The organism is Pseudomonas sp. (assembly GCF_049300855.1).
Lineage (GTDB): Bacteria > Pseudomonadota > Gammaproteobacteria > Pseudomonadales > Pseudomonadaceae > Aquipseudomonas.
The window spans coordinates 105,115-121,035 of the sequence record NZ_JBAQKH010000025.1 but is presented as its reverse complement, the minus strand read 5'-3'; the positions used below and the strand labels follow the sequence as shown (position 1 = coordinate 121,035).

General features: G+C 59.4%; 18 protein-coding genes. 11 read left to right on the top strand and 7 right to left on the bottom strand.

Annotated features, from left to right (window positions below; all coding sequences use genetic code 11):
- Positions 1 to 23 precede the first annotated feature (23 nt).
- The 3 genes from WA225_RS09245 to WA225_RS09235 all read right to left on the bottom strand — a co-directional run bounded on the left by WA225_RS09245 (position 24) and on the right by WA225_RS09235 (position 2,154).
- Positions 24 to 755 (bottom strand): GntR family transcriptional regulator, encoded by a 732-nt coding sequence (locus WA225_RS09245; protein ID WP_422607701.1) that lies wholly within the window; start codon positions 753 to 755, stop codon positions 24 to 26.
- Positions 756 to 1,038: 283 nt separating this feature from the next.
- Complete coding sequence (locus WA225_RS09240) at positions 1,039 to 1,554, bottom strand: L,D-transpeptidase family protein (RefSeq protein WP_008081650.1); 516 nt, start codon at positions 1,552 to 1,554, stop codon at positions 1,039 to 1,041.
- Between the two features lie 48 nt (positions 1,555 to 1,602).
- Positions 1,603 to 2,154, bottom strand: a complete 552-nt coding sequence (locus tag WA225_RS09235) for an NUDIX hydrolase (RefSeq protein ID WP_331694837.1) — start codon at positions 2,152 to 2,154, stop codon at positions 1,603 to 1,605.
- Positions 2,155 to 2,301: 147 nt separating this feature from the next.
- Here WA225_RS09235 and WA225_RS09230 point away from each other — a divergent pair, with 147 nt between their 5' ends.
- From WA225_RS09230 to purT, 5 genes are all read left to right on the top strand, one after another.
- The gene (locus WA225_RS09230) at positions 2,302 to 2,901 is read left to right on the top strand and encodes a CoA pyrophosphatase (RefSeq protein ID WP_122598053.1); all 600 of its coding nucleotides are present in this window, start codon (positions 2,302 to 2,304) and stop codon (positions 2,899 to 2,901) included.
- A gap of 46 nt (positions 2,902 to 2,947) precedes the next feature.
- Positions 2,948 to 3,472 (top strand): gamma carbonic anhydrase family protein, encoded by a 525-nt coding sequence (locus tag WA225_RS09225; RefSeq protein ID WP_007954617.1) that lies wholly within the window; start codon positions 2,948 to 2,950, stop codon positions 3,470 to 3,472.
- Positions 3,469 to 3,678 carry a DUF1289 domain-containing protein gene (locus tag WA225_RS09220; RefSeq protein WP_422607700.1) on the top strand — a complete coding sequence of 70 codons (210 nt, stop codon included), beginning with the start codon at positions 3,469 to 3,471 and terminating at the stop codon, positions 3,676 to 3,678. Before WA225_RS09225 ends, WA225_RS09220 begins: the two co-directional genes overlap by 4 nt.
- A gap of 293 nt (positions 3,679 to 3,971) precedes the next feature.
- Positions 3,972 to 4,439, top strand: coding sequence for a preQ0 transporter (locus WA225_RS09215; protein WP_422607699.1), 468 nt, complete (start codon positions 3,972 to 3,974; stop codon positions 4,437 to 4,439).
- A gap of 100 nt (positions 4,440 to 4,539) precedes the next feature.
- A complete protein-coding gene (purT, locus tag WA225_RS09210; protein WP_422607698.1) occupies positions 4,540 to 5,721 on the top strand; it encodes a formate-dependent phosphoribosylglycinamide formyltransferase in 1,182 nt (393 codons plus the stop codon).
- 93 nt (positions 5,722 to 5,814) lie between these two features.
- On the opposite strand, the gene WA225_RS09205 is transcribed toward purT, so the two are convergent.
- The 3 genes from WA225_RS09205 to WA225_RS09195 form a co-directional block, all read right to left on the bottom strand.
- Positions 5,815 to 7,131 (bottom strand): MFS transporter, encoded by a 1,317-nt coding sequence (locus WA225_RS09205; RefSeq protein WP_422607697.1) that lies wholly within the window; start codon positions 7,129 to 7,131, stop codon positions 5,815 to 5,817.
- Positions 7,132 to 7,462: 331 nt separating this feature from the next.
- Positions 7,463 to 8,704 carry a transporter associated domain-containing protein gene (locus tag WA225_RS09200; protein ID WP_422607696.1) on the bottom strand — a complete coding sequence of 414 codons (1,242 nt, stop codon included), beginning with the start codon at positions 8,702 to 8,704 and terminating at the stop codon, positions 7,463 to 7,465.
- 12 nt (positions 8,705 to 8,716) lie between these two features.
- The gene (locus WA225_RS09195; RefSeq protein ID WP_242205035.1) at positions 8,717 to 9,529 is read right to left on the bottom strand and encodes a cytochrome C assembly family protein; all 813 of its coding nucleotides are present in this window, start codon (positions 9,527 to 9,529) and stop codon (positions 8,717 to 8,719) included.
- A 210-nt stretch (positions 9,530 to 9,739) separates the two neighbouring features.
- On the opposite strand from WA225_RS09195, the gene ffh reads away from it, so the two are divergent.
- The 6 genes from ffh (at position 9,740) to WA225_RS09165 (ending at position 13,976) form a co-directional block, all read left to right on the top strand.
- Complete coding sequence (gene ffh, locus WA225_RS09190) at positions 9,740 to 11,116, top strand: signal recognition particle protein (protein WP_053117442.1); 1,377 nt, start codon at positions 9,740 to 9,742, stop codon at positions 11,114 to 11,116.
- Between the two features lie 410 nt (positions 11,117 to 11,526).
- Entirely contained in the window at positions 11,527 to 11,778 is a 252-nt protein-coding gene (gene rpsP, locus WA225_RS09185; protein ID WP_003185073.1) for a 30S ribosomal protein S16, read from the top strand.
- A gap of 5 nt (positions 11,779 to 11,783) precedes the next feature.
- On the top strand, positions 11,784 to 12,320 hold the full coding sequence (gene rimM / locus WA225_RS09180; protein WP_034154824.1) for a ribosome maturation factor RimM: 537 nt from the start codon (positions 11,784 to 11,786) through the stop codon (positions 12,318 to 12,320).
- 2 nt (positions 12,321 to 12,322) lie between these two features.
- On the top strand, positions 12,323 to 13,075 hold the full coding sequence (trmD, locus tag WA225_RS09175; protein ID WP_008081628.1) for a tRNA (guanosine(37)-N1)-methyltransferase TrmD: 753 nt from the start codon (positions 12,323 to 12,325) through the stop codon (positions 13,073 to 13,075).
- Positions 13,076 to 13,120: 45 nt separating this feature from the next.
- Positions 13,121 to 13,471 carry a 50S ribosomal protein L19 gene (gene rplS / locus WA225_RS09170; RefSeq protein ID WP_003175895.1) on the top strand — a complete coding sequence of 117 codons (351 nt, stop codon included), beginning with the start codon at positions 13,121 to 13,123 and terminating at the stop codon, positions 13,469 to 13,471.
- Between the two features lie 91 nt (positions 13,472 to 13,562).
- Positions 13,563 to 13,976, top strand: coding sequence for an acyl-CoA thioesterase (locus WA225_RS09165; RefSeq protein WP_042557826.1), 414 nt, complete (start codon positions 13,563 to 13,565; stop codon positions 13,974 to 13,976).
- A 118-nt stretch (positions 13,977 to 14,094) separates the two neighbouring features.
- Here the strand turns inward: WA225_RS09165 and WA225_RS09160 are convergent, their stop codons facing one another.
- Positions 14,095 to 15,903 (bottom strand): cation:proton antiporter, encoded by a 1,809-nt coding sequence (locus WA225_RS09160; protein WP_422607695.1) that lies wholly within the window; start codon positions 15,901 to 15,903, stop codon positions 14,095 to 14,097.
- Positions 15,904 to 15,921 lie beyond the last annotated feature (18 nt).

The window sequence follows — 15,921 nt, the reverse complement described above, 5'->3', positions numbered from 1 at the left end:
TTGGTTCTCGCTTGTGGCTGCGCTTATCGACGCAGCTCTGCAACAAAGTCGTAATAGTCGTTGCGGCAATAGGTGTCGGTGACTTCGATCGGCGTGTTGTCTTCGAGGTAGCCGACCCGGGTCATCAGCAGCATGGCGGTGCCGGGGGCGATGCCGACCAGCGCGGCGAATTCGTCCGAGGCGTTGATCGCCTGAATGTGCTGCAAGGCGCGGACGATCGGTTTGCCGATGCCGTCGAGGTATTCGTAGAGCGAGTCGCCGACCTGCTGCGGCTTGGGCATGATCGAGGCGGGCAGGGTGCTCATCTCGATGGCCATGACCGTGTCATCGGCTTTGCGCAGACGCTTCATGCGCGCGACCTTGTCGTTCGGCGACAGGCTGAGACGGATCAGTTCTTCGTGGGTCGGCAGGGTGATTTCACGTTCCAGCCATTTCGAACTGGGCACGAAACCCTTTAAACGCAGCATCTCGCTGAAGCCGGAGAGGCGCGACAGCGGTTGTTCCAGGCGTGGGGTGATGAAGGTGCCGGAACCTTGCAAGCGGCGGATCAGGCCTTGATCGAGGAGGACTTCCAGGGCTTTGCGCGCGGTGACCCGGGAGATGCCGAGCAATTCACTGAGGTTGCGTTCCGAGGGCATCGCCTGTTCGGATTTCCACTGCCCGGAATGGATGGCCGCTTCAAGATTGCGCGCCAGTTGCAGGTACAACGGTGTCGGTTGAGTGTCGTCGGGGCGTAAGGCCTGGAGGTCATTCATGTCAGTCGTTTCCGGCACCGATATAGGATTGTTTTGATTCGGTTGTCGGGCGAAAGCTAATACCACTTGAATACCATGTCAACGCAGTGAAATGGCCTGCAACCAGCGTCTGTAGGGGGTTTGATAGGGGTTGGTCTGAAGTGGTATTAGAGGTGGCTACGGAAAAGCAAAAGATCGCAGTCTGCGGCAGCTCCTGGAGTGGGAAGTGGTATCAACCCAGGAGGCGCTGCCGCAGTCTGCGATCTTTTGATTTATTTTTTTGCAGGAGACCAGCGGTCGCTGGTTAAGGGCGGATTTCGACCATCGTGCCGTCCGGCACCAGACTCCACACTTCGCGCATATCGACGTTGCGCATGGCGACGCAGCCGTCGGTCCAGTCGAGGGTGTGGAACAGGTCTTCCGGGGTTTCTTCCGAATCGGGCGTGCCGTGGATCATGATCATCCCGCCGGGCTCGACGCCTTCACGCCGGGCGCGTGCCGAATCGCTGATGTTCGGGTAGGAAATGTGCATCGACAGGTTGAATTTGTCGCTGGTCTTGCGCCAGTCGATCCAATAAAAGCCTTCCGGCGTGCGTTTGTCGCCTTCGATCAGTTTCGGCCCCTTTTTCGCGCCCTTGCCCAAGGAAATGCGATAGGTCTTCAGCGGCTTGCCGTCGGCGATCAACTGCAGTTGATGAGCCGATTTGAGTACCAGGACTTTCTCGATAAGCGGGGTATTCGCAGGCGTCACGGTGGTCACGAAGGACGCTTGGGAGACGCTAACGAACGACAGGCAGAACAGGGCAAGCAACCAGCGCATTGAAACGATTCCCCAGGGAGTGACGCAGATATTTTATTTATGGATATTTTAGGTGATGGCCGGCTGAGCGAGCGGCGGAATCGATTCCGAACGAACCGGATACAGCTCAACACGCCGATCAGCGAAGAAGCATTCTAAGGTACGCCCCACCGTGCGGAAAGCCAGCTCATCCCAGGGAATGTCGGCTTCGTCGAATAGTTGCACTTCGAGGCTCTCGGGGCCGGCGGCAAAGTCCAGATCGACCAGTTCGGCACGGAAGAACACATGCACCTGACTGATGTGCGGCACATCGATCAGCGTGTAAATGCTCAGGTTGCGCACGCGGGCGCAGGCTTCTTCGGCGGTTTCGCGCACGGCGGCCTGTTCGATGGTCTCGCCGTTCTCCATGAAACCGGCAGGCAACGTCCAGTAACCGAGACGCGGCTCGATGGCGCGACGGCAGAGCAAGACTTTGGTGCCCCAGGTCGGCACGCAACCGGCGACGATATTGGGGTTCTGATAGTGAATGGTCTGACAGCTGTCACAGACAAATCGCAGCCGCGAATCGCCTTCGGGAATGCGCTGGGTGACCGGGTTACCGCAGTGGCTGCAAAATTTCATGCTGGGCTTCCTGAATGCTGCGCCTATCTTGGCGTGCAGCGGTGCCGGTCGGCAAGTTGTCGTTTCGCGACACGACGGGTTTCGGGGGCTTGGGCGCTCGCAATGATTGGTGCATGATGCAGGGTAAGGCACAGATCGAGAACACTCATGCTGGACGAGCTACTGCATCGGGTAAGCAACCACACACCGCGCACGCTGGAGACCGACACACGTTTCCCCGAAGCCGCCGTTCTGGTGCCGATCACCCGCAGTGACGAGCCTGAGCTGGTGCTGACCCTGCGCGCCAGCGGGCTTTCGACCCACGGCGGCGAAGTTGCTTTCCCCGGTGGCCGCCGCGACCCGGAGGATCCGGATCTGATTTTCACCGCCCTGCGTGAGGCTGAAGAGGAAATCGGCCTGCCGCCCGGCCTGGTCGAAGTCATTGGTCCGCTGAGCCCGCTGATTTCCCTGCACGGCATCAAGGTCACCCCGTATGTCGGCGTTATTCCCGACTTTGTCGAGTACCGCGCCAACGATGCCGAAATTGCCGCTGTCTTCAGCGTACCACTGGAGTTCTTCCGCAAAGACCCCCGCGAACACACCCATCGCATCGACTATCAAGGTCGCAGTTGGTACGTGCCGAGCTATCGCTACGGCGATTTCAAAATCTGGGGCCTGACCGCCATCATGATCGTCGAGTTGATCAATCTGCTCTATGACGCCAAGATCAGTCTGCATCAACCGCCGAAAAGCTTTATCAACACCTAAGCCATCGTTCGAATGGCCATTCACCGTGAGCCCTGAGGAAAACAAGATGAAATACCGCTTGGGCGACGCCCGTGTCGAAACCCATCCACAGAGCTGGGTCGCCCCCAATGCCGTGCTGGTGGGCAAGGTCAAACTGGAAGAGGGCGCCAACGTCTGGTTCAACGCCGTGCTGCGTGGCGACAACGAACTGATCCTGATCGGCAAAAACAGCAACGTCCAGGACGGCACCGTAATGCACACCGACATGGGCTATCCGCTGACCATTGGCACCGGTGTGACCATCGGCCACAACGCCATGCTGCATGGCTGCACGGTGGGCGATTACAGCCTGATCGGTATCAACGCGGTGATTCTCAACGGCGCGAAGATCGGCAAGAACTGCATCATCGGCGCCAATTCGCTGATCGGTGAAGGCAAGGAAATTCCCGATGGTTCGCTGGTGATGGGCTCGCCGGGCAAGGTCGTACGTGAACTGACCGAGCCGCAGAAGAAGATGCTCGAGGCCAGCGCCGCGCACTATGTGCATAACTCCCAGCGTTACGCGCGCGATCTGGTTGAGCAGGAAGAATGAATACCCCCGAAAGACCCGTCGCCTCGCCATGCGTGAATATTTGTGCGCTGGATGAGGATGATATCTGCACTGGCTGCCAGCGCACGGTGGAAGAGATTACCCGCTGGAGCCGCATGAACAATGACGAGCGCCGGGTGGTGCTGGGGTTATGTCATGAGCGGGCGAAGGCGAGTGGGTTGGTGTGGATGTTGCCTTCGAAGTCGTGATCGACTTGAGAAAGCCCTCACCCTAGCCCTCTCCCAGGGGGAGAGGGGACTGACCGAGTTGATGGTTGGAGCTACATCGACCTGAACTATTGAGTCGAACTCAAGTTTTGAAAAGCCCCCAATCGGCTCCCTTTCCCCCTCGCCTGCGTTATCGCGTCGAACTCAGGATTGGAATCCAGCGAAGAACGGCTCCCTTTCCCCCTCGCCCCCCGTGGGGGAGAGGGCTGGGGTGAGGGGGTAGCTCTTGATTTGCCGGTCAAGTAACCTGTGCGCCAATCTGCCAGGTCGCCCCCATGATTTTCCTCATCGCCTACATCAGCAGCGTCGTGCTGATCAACTTCGCCTTTTCCACCGCACCCCACCTGGACATCATCTGGTCGGCCTGGGGCGGTCTGGTGTTCGTGCTGCGCGACATGGTGCAAACCCGCTTCGGCCACGGCGCGATCGTGGCAATGCTGGCGGCGCTGGTGCTGTCTTATGTCACCTCCGATCCGTCCATTGCCCTGGCCAGCGCCACGGCGTTCGCGGTCTCCGAGTGCATCGACTGGCTGGTGTTCAGCATCACCAAACGCCCATTGCGCGACCGCTTGTGGATCAGCTCTGCGCTGAGCATCCCCCTCGACACGTTCATCTTCTTCGGCATGATCGACCTGCTGACGCCCCCGGTGATCATCACCGCTTTGCTGTCGAAATTCGCCGGGGTTACCGCCGTCTGGCTGATCATGGCCTGGCGTGAGCGCAAACAGGCCGTCGCCGGCTGAAGCCAAACCCTCAGGTTCATGTAAAATGCCGCGCTTTCTCCCCATGGAAAGCGCGTCTGGCGTTGCTTTCCTCGATGATCCGCTTCTTTGAGGACCTGAGATGACCCGTATCGGAACTCCATTGTCGCCAACCGCGACCCGCGTATTGCTGTGTGGCTGTGGTGAGTTGGGCAAGGAAGTGGTGATCGAACTGCAACGCCTGGGCGTTGAAGTGATCGCCGTTGACCGTTACGCCAATGCGCCAGCCATGCAAGTTGCGCATCGCAGCCACGTAATCAACATGCTCGACGGCGCCGCCCTGCGTGCGGTGATCGAAGCCGAGAAGCCGCATTTCATCGTGCCGGAAATCGAAGCCATCGCCACCGCGACTCTGGTTGAACTGGAAGCCGAAGGCTTCACCGTGATCCCGACCGCGCGCGCTGCGCAGTTGACCATGAACCGCGAAGGCATCCGTCGTCTGGCCGCCGAAGAGCTGGACCTGCCGACCTCGCCGTACCATTTTGCCGACACCTTCGAGGACTACAGCAAAGCCGTTGAGGATCTGGGTTTCCCATGCGTCGTCAAACCGGTGATGAGCTCGTCGGGCAAGGGCCAGAGCCTGCTGCGCAGTGCCGATGACGTGCAGAAAGCCTGGGATTACGCGCAAGAGGGCGGTCGTGCCGGCAAAGGTCGGGTGATCATCGAAGGCTTCATCGATTTCGACTATGAAATCACCCTGCTGACCGTGCGCCACATCGGCGGCACCACCTTCTGCGCGCCAGTTGGCCACCGTCAGGAGAAGGGCGACTATCAGGAATCCTGGCAGCCACAGGCCATGAGTCCGATTGCCTTGGCTGAATCCGAGCGCGTTGCCAAAGCGGTGACTGAAGCGTTGGGCGGTCGTGGTCTGTTCGGCGTTGAGCTGTTTATCAAGGGTGATCAGGTGTGGTTCAGCGAAGTCTCGCCGCGCCCGCATGACACCGGTCTGGTGACGCTGATTTCGCAGGACCTGTCGCAGTTCGCCCTGCACGCTCGCGCGATTCTGGGCCTGCCGGTGCCGCTGATTCGTCAGTTCGGGCCGTCGGCTTCGGCGGTGATTCTGGTGGAAGGGCAGTCGACGCAGACCGCGTTCGCCAATCTGGGAGCTGCGTTGAGCGAGCCGGACACGGCGTTGCGTCTGTTCGGCAAGCCGCAAGTGAACGGCCAGCGCCGCATGGGCGTAGCGCTGGCGCGGGATGAGTCGATTGAGGCTGCGCGTGCCAAGGCGACCCGTGCTGCTCAGGCTGTTGTCGTAGAACTCTAAACCGAGTCGCGTCCATCGCGGGCAGGCCCGCTCCCACGGGGAAATGCATTCCAATGTGGGAGCGAGCTTGCTCGCGAAGCTTTTGATCTTCTGTCAGGCAACCTGATTCAGATCGTTATTACGCGTTTCCTTCAGGCACAGCACCGCAATCAAACTCAGCACCGCCGCCCCCGACACATACCCTCCGACATAACTCAAACCACCCATCGCCACCAGTTTCTGCGCAAAGAACGGCGCCGCCGAGGCTCCGACGATGCCGCCCAGGTTATACGCCGCTGATGCGCCGGTATAACGCACGTGGGTCGGGAACAGCTCTGGCAACAACGCGCCCATCGGCGCAAATGTCACGCCCATCAAAAACAGTTCGATGCACAGAAACAGCGCCACGCCCCAGGTCGAACCTTGAGTCAGCAACGGCTCCATCAAAAAGCCTGAAAGTATCGCCAGGACGCCACCGATGATCAGCACCGGTTTGCGTCCGTAGCGGTCGCTGGCCCAAGCGGATAACGGTGTCGCGGCCGCCATGAACAGCACGGCAAAACACAGCAGCCCAAGGAATGTTTCGCGGCTATAGCCAAGCGTGGAAACCCCGTAACTCAGGGAAAACACCGTCGAGATATAGAACAGCGCATAGCACACCACCATGGCCGCCGCGCCCAACAAGGTCGGCACCCAGTACTGGCTGAACAGTTCAACCAGCGGGATTTTCACCCGTTCCTGGCGGGCGATGGCGTTGGCGAAGACCGGGGTCTCGTGCAGTTTCAAGCGCACATACAAGCCCACCATCACCAGTACCGCGCTGAGCAGAAACGGAATCCGCCAGCCCCAACTGCGAAATTGCTCGTCATCGAGGGTCATGGCCAAGGTCAGAAACAAACCGTTGGCCGCAAGAAAACCAATCGAAGGGCCGAGTTGCGGGAACATGCCGAACCAGGCGCGTTTGCCCTTCGGTGCGTTTTCCGTGGCGAGCAGGGCGGCGCCGCCCCATTCGCCGCCCAGTCCCAAACCCTGCCCGAAGCGCAGCACGCACAGCAGAATCGGTGCCCAGGCGCCGATGGTGGCGTAACCCGGCAGCACGCCGATCAGCGTCGTACACACGCCCATCAACAGCAATGAGGCAACCAGTGTCGATTTGCGTCCGATACGGTCACCGAAGTGGCCGAACAGCGCAGAGCCCAGCGGGCGGGCCAGAAAGGCGATACCAAAGGTCAGAAACGCCGAGAGCATCTGCGCGGTGCCGGACGTTTGCGGAAAGAACACCGGCCCGATCACCAGCGCAGCGGCCGTGGCGTAGACATAGAAATCGTAGAACTCGATGGCCGTGCCGATAAAACTCGCGGTGGCCACGCGGGTGGCGGAGTTGGTCGGTTGGGCAGGCGCGGTGTCGCTATAAGCGGTACTGGTCGTCATGCGGTGATCCCTGACAGTCATGAGCTCCGTTGGAGCGAATTATTATGGTCGAGCACCCAGGGATGTGGGATGAGGCGCGGTCGCTGTTTCAGGTAGGAACAGTCGCCGGATTGCATATGAAATGGCCGAAACCTGGCGGGTGCGGGGTAAGCACGCGGTTTGGCGGGGCTTGGGTAAGCTGATTTGATTATAGGAAGGGGGCTAACGATCAAACAAGCGCAAAGATCGCAGCCTGCGGCAGCTCCTGCATGGGAACGCATTTCAAATGTAGGAGCTGCCGAAGGTTCGGGCCGCGTTCGGACGATCTTTTGATCTTTTGATCTTTGATCTTTTATCGGGCAGGCAGCAAAGCAGGCACAGACGAGGTATGCCAGATCAACACCTTGCTCACCCGGTTCTCTTCAGTCTCGAGAATCTCCAGTCGATAGCGGCCAATCTTCAAACAAACCGCACTTTCCGGAATCGTCTCCAGCGCCTCAGTCACCAGGCCATTCAGCGTTTTTGGTCCATCGCTCGGCAAATGCCAGCCCAGGCACTTGTTCAGCTCACGGATCGACGCCGTGCCATCAATCACCATCCGCCCATCCGCCTGCGGATGAATGTGCGGGTTATCCAGGCTGTGCTCGCTCTCAAACTCGCCAACGATCTCTTCGAGAATATCTTCCAGCGTGACGATGCCGAGCACTTCGCCGTACTCGTCCACCACCATGCCCAGGCGTCGCTGTTGCTTGTGGAAGTTCAGCAACTGCAGTTGCAGTGGCGTGCTTTCCGGCACGAAGTACGGCTCGTAACTGGCGGCCAGCAGGGCTTCGCGAGTCAAATCAGCATCGTTCAGCAAATGACGGATCTGCCGCGTGTTGAGCACCGCTTCAACCTGGTTAATGTCACTGTGAAACACCGGCAGGCGCGTGCGCTTGTTGTGGCGCAGTTGTTCGATGATCTCTTCGATCGAGTCGTCGAGATTGATGCCATCGACGTCACTGCGCGGCACCAGAATGTCATTGACCGTGATGTTGTCCAGCGCATGAATTCCCGAAACCGGGTGCGCGTGAACCGGGTGCTCCGGATCGTCGTAACGGTCAGCAGGTGAGTCATCTTCGCTTTGCTGTACGACTTGAGCCTTGCGCACAAACGGCCGCATCAGCAGGCCACTGATGCGGCTGAACAACCAGGCAAACGGATAAACAATCTTCAGCGGCACCGCCAGCAAGGTATTGCCGAACATCAGCACTGCATCGGGATAACGCTGAGCGACGGTGCGTGGAAAGTAATCGGCAAACACCAGCAGGATTGCGCCAGCGCCGAGGCACGCGGCCCACGGGCCGTTTTCTTCGCAGAGGAAAATCGCCAGCAACGTCGCGATCACTACCGCGAGTGCTCGGCACAGGGTGTTGCAGAGGATCAGGCTGTCGAGCGGGAAGCTCAGCTTCGCCAGCGGTTTGTCGCTGGCGCGCGAGGCGGTGCGTTGCGCGAGCAAATGTTGCTGCGCGATTTCGACGGCAGTAAACAGCCCCGACCACAAAATCAGCAGGACAAATACCGCGAGCATCGGCCCTATGGGCAAACCGTCCATTTATGCCGCCCGTCAGATGTGCAGGATGTATTCACGAACCAGTTTGCTGCCGAAATACGCCAACATCAGCAGGCAGAAACCGGCGAGGGTCCAGCGAATCGCCTTGTGACCGCGCCAGCCGAGACGGTTGCGGCCCCACAGCAGCACGCTGAAGACAATCCACGCCAGGCACGCCAGCAGGGTCTTGTGTACCAGATGCTGGGCGAACAGGTTCTCGACGAACAGCCAGCCGGAGATCAGCGACAGCGACAGCAGTGTCCAGCCGGCCCAGAGGAAACCGAACAGCAGGCTTTCCATGGTTTGCAGCGGCGGGAAATTCTTGATCAGCCCGGACGGATGCTTGTGCTTGAGTTGGTGGTCTTGCACCAGCAGCAACAAGGCCTGGAACACGGCGATGGTGAACATGCCATAGGCGAGGATCGACAACAGAATGTGCGCGAGGATGCCCGGCTCTTCATCGATGATCTGCACCGTGCCGGCCGGCGCGAACTGCGCCAGCAACACGGTGATTGCGCCGAGCGGGAACAGCAGTACCAGCAGGTTTTCCACCGGGATCCGCGAGCAGGCGATCAGCGTCAGCGCGATCACCGCCGCGGCGATCAGGCTCGAGGCGCTGAAGAAATCCAGGCCCAGACCGATCGGGGTCAGTAAATGTGTGAGCAGGCTGGCGGCGTGGGCCACCACGGCGAGCGCGCCGAGGCTAACCAGCAGGCGCTTGTTCGCCTTGGCGCCGGTGGCCAAGCGGGTGCTCTGATAAAGGGTCGCAGCGGCATAAAGAAGGGCGGCGGCGAGGGTGGTCAGCAAACTGGGTGACAAGGGGAGCATAAATCCTGTTAGGCAAGCCCGAAAGGGGCTGAGTTTGGCATAGAACCGCCATTGCACGAAAGACTCAGGAAGCTGACAGCGAGGTGTCCGCCAGCCGCAGTCTTCGCTATAATCCGCGACCTGCCCACGCCGCAGGCTCGCCGAGCACATGTTGATTCCGGTCTGGGCCGCCATTATCCCGGTCTACACAGGGCCTGAAAGGATCGCGCAATGTTTGAAAACTTAACCGACCGTCTCTCGCAGACGCTGCGCCATGTCACCGGCAAGGCGAAGCTGACCGAGGACAACATCAAAGACACCCTGCGTGAAGTGCGCATGGCGTTGCTCGAAGCCGACGTCGCCCTGCCGGTGGTCAAGGACTTCGTCAATTCGGTCAAGGAGCGCGCTGTCGGCACCGAGGTGTCGCGCAGCCTGACGCCGGGCCAGGCATTCGTGAAGATCGTCCAGGCCGAACTCGAAAGCCTGATGGGCGCGGCCAACGAAGATCTGAACCTGAGCGCCGTACCGCCAGCCGTCATTCTGATGGCCGGTCTGCAAGGCGCTGGTAAAACTACTACCGCCGGTAAACTTGCGCGCTTCCTTAAAGAGCGCAAGAAGAAGTCGGTCATGGTCGTGTCGGCGGACGTTTATCGTCCTGCGGCGATCAAGCAACTGGAAATGCTTGCCGGTGAAGTGGGTGTGACCTTCTTCCCGTCCGACCTGAGCCAGAAGCCGGTTGACATCGCGCAAGCCGCTATTAAAGAAGCCAAACTGAAATTCATCGACGTGGTCATCGTCGATACCGCCGGTCGTCTGCACATCGACGAAGAGATGATGGGCGAGATCAAGGCGCTGCACGCCGCGATCAACCCGGTCGAAACCCTGTTCGTGGTTGACGCCATGACCGGTCAGGATGCGGCCAATACGGCCAAGGCCTTCGGTGATGCGCTGCCGCTGACCGGTGTGATCCTGACCAAGGTCGACGGCGACGCCCGTGGCGGTGCCGCCCTGTCGGTACGCGCCATCACCGGCAAGCCGATCAAGTTCATCGGTATGGGCGAGAAGAGCGAAGCGCTTGATCCGTTCCACCCCGAGCGTATCGCCTCGCGCATTCTCGGCATGGGCGACGTGCTCAGCCTGATCGAACAGGCCGAAGCGACCCTCGATAAAGACAAGGCCGACAAACTGGCCAAGAAGCTGAAAAAGGGCAAGGGCTTCGACCTCGAAGACTTCCGCGATCAGCTGCAACAGATGAAGAACATGGGCGGCCTCGGCGGCCTCATGGACAAACTGCCGAGCATCGGCGGCGTCAACCTGTCGCAAATGGGCAACGCCCAGAACGCCGCAGAGAAACAATTCAAGCAGATGGAAGCCATCATCAATTCCATGACCCCGGCCGAGCGCCGCGACCCTGAGCTGATCAGCGGTTCGCGCAAACGCCGGATCGCCATGGGTTCCGGCACTCAGGTGCAGGACATCGGTCGCTTGATCAAGCAACACAAGCAGATGCAAAAGATGATGAAGAAATTCACCGCCAAAGGCGGAATGGCGAAAATGATGCGCGGCATGGGCGGAATGTTGCCCGGCGGCGGCATGCCAAAGATGTAAGGTGTCCCGTCTCACCCATTCTGCTCACTTATGGCGGCGTCTGATGCCCTCATGCTGCGTTGCCGCTCCTCGCCATAGCGGGCTATGACTCGTCGCGGCGCCTTGCTTGAGGGCATCAGTCACTCGCCAAAAGTGAGCGAAATGGGTGAGACAGGACACTAGAACTTCGCCGGTCGTCGCACCGGCGCAGGCCCCGCAAGGACGCGGGATCAACAGCAAACCCGCACTCGGCGGGAGCTGACTGGCCGTTTTCATCGACGGCTCTCTATGCAAATCTGCACGGCATGCCATAGGCGCCGGAAAAAGTCATTTGCAAAAGTCCGGATATTCCTTAGAATATGCGGCCTTTCGGGCACCCATGCCCGCTGTGCATTTAGATTTGCAGCACCGACTACAGGAACGATGTTCACATGCTAACAATCCGTCTTGCCCTTGGCGGCTCCAAAAAGCGCCCGTTTTACCACCTGACCGTAACCGACTCGCGTAACCCGCGTGACGGCTCCCACAAAGAACAGGTTGGTTTCTTCAACCCTGTTGCCCGTGGTCAGGAAATCCGTCTGTCCGTGAACCAAGAGCGCGTAGCCTACTGGCTGAGCGTTGGTGCACAACCTTCTGAGCGCGTTGCTCAGTTGTTGAAGGAATCTGCCAAGGCTGCGGCCTGAGCAATATGAACGCGACGCCTGCTGTTGCCGATGATTTGATCGTTATTGGCAAAATTTATTCTGTTCATGGCGTTCGCGGCGAAGTGAAGGTTTATTCCTTTACTGATCCGACTGAAAACCTGTTGCAGTACAAAACCTGGACGCTCAAGCGCGAAGGCAATGTCAAACAGGTCGAGCTGGTCAGTGGACGCGGGAGCGACAAGTTCCTGGTCGCAAAGCTCAAGGGTCTCGATGATCGTGAAGAAGCTCGTCTTCTGGCCGGTTATGAGATCTGCGTGCCGCGCAATCTGTTCGCTGAATTGACCGACGGTGAGTACTACTGGTACCAACTGGAAGGTCTGAAGGTCATCGACACCCTTGGGCAATTGCTCGGGAAAATCGATCATCTTCTGGAAACCGGCGCCAATGATGTAATGGTCGTCAAGCCTTGCGCTGGCAGCCTGGATGATCGCGAACGCCTGTTGCCCTATACGGAGCAATGCGTGTTGGCCGTCGACCTGGCAGCGGGCGAGATGAAGGTGGATTGGGACGCGGACTTCTAAACGTGGCTAATTTGCGCGTAGAAGTGATCAGTTTGTTTCCCGAGATGTTTTCCGCCATCGGCGACTACGGCATCACCAGTCGTGCGGTCAAACAGGGGCTCTTGCAGCTGACCTGTTGGAATCCGCGAGATTACACGACGGATCGGCATCACACTGTGGACGATCGCCCGTTTGGCGGTGGTCCGGGCATGGTGATGAAGATCAAGCCCCTGGAAGATGCTCTGGTTCAGGCCAAGGCAGCAGCCGGGGAGGCGGCGAAGGTGATTTACCTGTCCCCCCAAGGCCGTCAACTGACTCAGTCGGCGGTACGCGAGTTGGCACAATCGGATGCATTGATTCTGATTGCCGGCCGCTATGAAGGCATTGACGAGCGTTTTATTGAAGCTCATGTCGATGAAGAGTGGTCGATTGGCGACTATGTACTGTCTGGCGGCGAGCTGCCGGCGATGGTCCTGATCGATGCGGTTACACGACTGCTGCCTGGAGCTTTAGGGCATGCGGACTCCGCCGAGGAAGATTCCTTTACGGATGGTCTGCTGGATTGCCCGCACTACACCCGACCTGAGGTGTATGCGGATCAGCGTGTACCCGACGTGTTGCTGAGTGGCAACCACGCGCATATCCGGCGATGGCGTTTACAGCAGTCCCTTGGTAGGACCTTTGAACGACGCGCCGATCTTCTGGAAAGCCGCTCGCTTTCTGGAGAAGAGAAGAAGCTGCTCGAGGAATACATCCGCGAGCGGGACGATAGTTAACAACGTATCGATGGTAGATCGAACGATTTACCTTAGGAGCACAGCATGACCAACAAAATCATCCTTGCACTCGAAGCAGAGCAGATGACCAAAGAAATCCCTACCTTCGCCCCAGGCGACACTATTGTCGTTCAGGTGAAAGTGAAGGAAGGCGATCGTTCCCGTCTGCAAGCGTTCGAAGGCGTTGTAATCGCCAAGCGTAACCGCGGCGTGAACAGTGCGTTCACCGTTCGTAAAATCTCCAACGGTGTTGGCGTAGAACGTACTTTCCAGACCTACTCCCCGCAGATCGACAGCATGGCTGTTAAACGTCGCGGTGACGTACGTAAAGCCAAGCTGTACTACCTGCGCGACCTGTCGGGTAAAGCAGCTCGCATCAAGGAAAAACTGGCTTAAGTCCAGCTTCCGATGCAGAAAAAAGCAGCCTACGGGCTGCTTTTTTGTTGCCTGCAATTTATTCACCGTACTTTCGTTTCAGGCCAGAACCATGACCCCCCGCGACCAGGAAATCGAACGCCGCACCGAGCTCTCGGTGACCCGCGTAACCAAAGCCGTCTTCCCGCCGACCACCAACCACCACAACACCCTGTTCGGCGGTACCGCGCTGGCATGGATGGACGAAGTGTCGTTCATCACCGCCACGCGATTCTGCCGCTTGCCACTGGTGACCGTGTCCACCGACCGCATCGACTTCAACCACGCGATCCCGGCCGGTTCCATCGTGGAATTGGTGGGGAAGGTGATCAAGGTCGGCAATACCAGCCTCAAGGTCGAGGTGGAAGTGTTTGTCGAGAGCATGAGCTGTGATGGCCGCGAGAAGGCGATTCATGGGCAGTTCAGCTTTGTCGCCATTGATGATGACAAACGGCCGGTGCCGGTGCTGCCCGGGTTTGCGGCTTGACCTGATACCGAGTCGCACCATTCGCGAGCAAGCTCGCTCCCACAGTGATCGGGGTGAACACACCATTTGTGTCCGACACAGAACCTGTGGGAGCGAGCTTGCTCGCGAAGGCGTCAGCTCAGGCGCCGCTGGCCTCAGGTTGAATCAACGCCAGCAACGTCCACCCCGCCCCAGGCTTCACCGCCGTCTCCGGTGTCACCACATGCACCCAACCGCTGTCATCGCGCATGAACAGCAAGGTCGCACGATTACCGTGCAGCGCCCGGTAATCCTCCCAGCCAAAGCCATCCGTCAGCGTCGTGCTGTACAGTTCGGCACCCTGGCCCATCTGGCTGGCGAGTTTCGCGTAGGTATACGCCTCGCTGCCCAACTGGTTGCCCCGATGTTCGAGGCTCGCCCGGTGCTTGTCGCTGCGCCGGCTCTCATGACCACTGGCCAGACCAAACAAGCGCTGATGACCGAAATCATGGCGAAAGCGCATCGCCGCCAAGGTATTGAGTTCACCCGATGGCGACAGCGCCAGCAAATGCCCCAGCCCGACCAGATCCAGATGTGCATCGGCATGCTGTGAGGCCGGGTTGCCGAAGTAGGTCGGCAAACCCTCCATGCGCGCCGCACGAATGTTCTCCCAGCTCGAGTCGGTCAGCAGCACGCGGCTGCCTAATTGCTGCAGCGACTTGCCCAGCTCCCGCGCCGGGCCGTTGGCACCGACGATCAGGAAGCCACTCGGCGCAGGCTCCGCGACCTTCAGCAGTCGCGCCAACGGCCGTGCTGTCGCACTTTGCAGGACCACCGTGCCGATGATCACCGCAAACGTCAGCGGCACCAGCAGCAACGCACCTTCATGCCCGGCCTCATGCAAGCGGATGGCAAAAATCGCCGACACCGCGGCCGCAACAATGCCGCGTGGCGCGATCCAGCACAGCAACGCACGCTCACGCCAACTCAGGCTGGAACCGGCCGTGCTGAGCAGCACGTTCAGCGGTCGAGCGATCAGTTGAATCACCAGCAGCAGAATCAGCACCAGCGGGCCCAGCCCGATCAACGCATACAGATCCAAGCGCGCCGCCAACAAAATGAACAGCCCGGAAATCAGCAGCACGCTGAGGTTTTCCTTGAAGTGCAGAATGTGCCGCACATCGACGCCCTTCATGTTGGCCAGCCACATGCCCATCAGCGTCACTGCCAGCAGACCGGACTCATGCATCACCTCGTTGGACGCGATGAAGATGCCCAGCACCGCCGCCAGCGAGGCGAGGTTATGCAGGTACTCCGGCAGCCATTGTCGGCGGATCACCGTGCCGAGCAGCCAACCACCGACAATGCCGAACACCGCGCCGCAGAGAATCACGCCACCAAAGGTGAACAGGCTCTGCTTGAGGCCATGGCCCTCCGCGCTGGCAATAATGAAGCTGTAAACCACCACGGCGAGGAGGGCGCCAATCGGGTCGATAACGATGCCTTCCCAGCGCAGGATGTTGGCAATCGAGGCTTTCGGCCGCACCACGCGCAGCATCGGCACAATCACCGTCGGCCCGGTGACCAGCGTCAGGCTGCCAAACAGAATCGCCAGCATCCAGTCGAAACCGAGCAGGAAGTGCGTGGCCACCGCGATAACGATCCAGGTCGAAATCGCGCCAATGGTTACCAGGCGATGGACGACGCTGCCGATCTCCTTCCACTCAGAAAGGTGCAGGGTCAGGCTGCCCTCGAACAGAATCAGCGCCACCGCCAGCGATACCAACGGCATCAGCAGCGGCCCGAACATTTCCTGCGGATCGAGCCAGCCCAGCACCGGGCCGACCAGAATGCCGGTCAACAACAGAAACAGAATCGCCGGCAGCTTCAGGCGCCAGGCCAGCCATTGGCAACCCAGCGCTGCTGCGCCTATCCCGCCAAATGCCAATAGAATTTGCTGCTCGTTCATTGATGCTCCCTGTTCCTT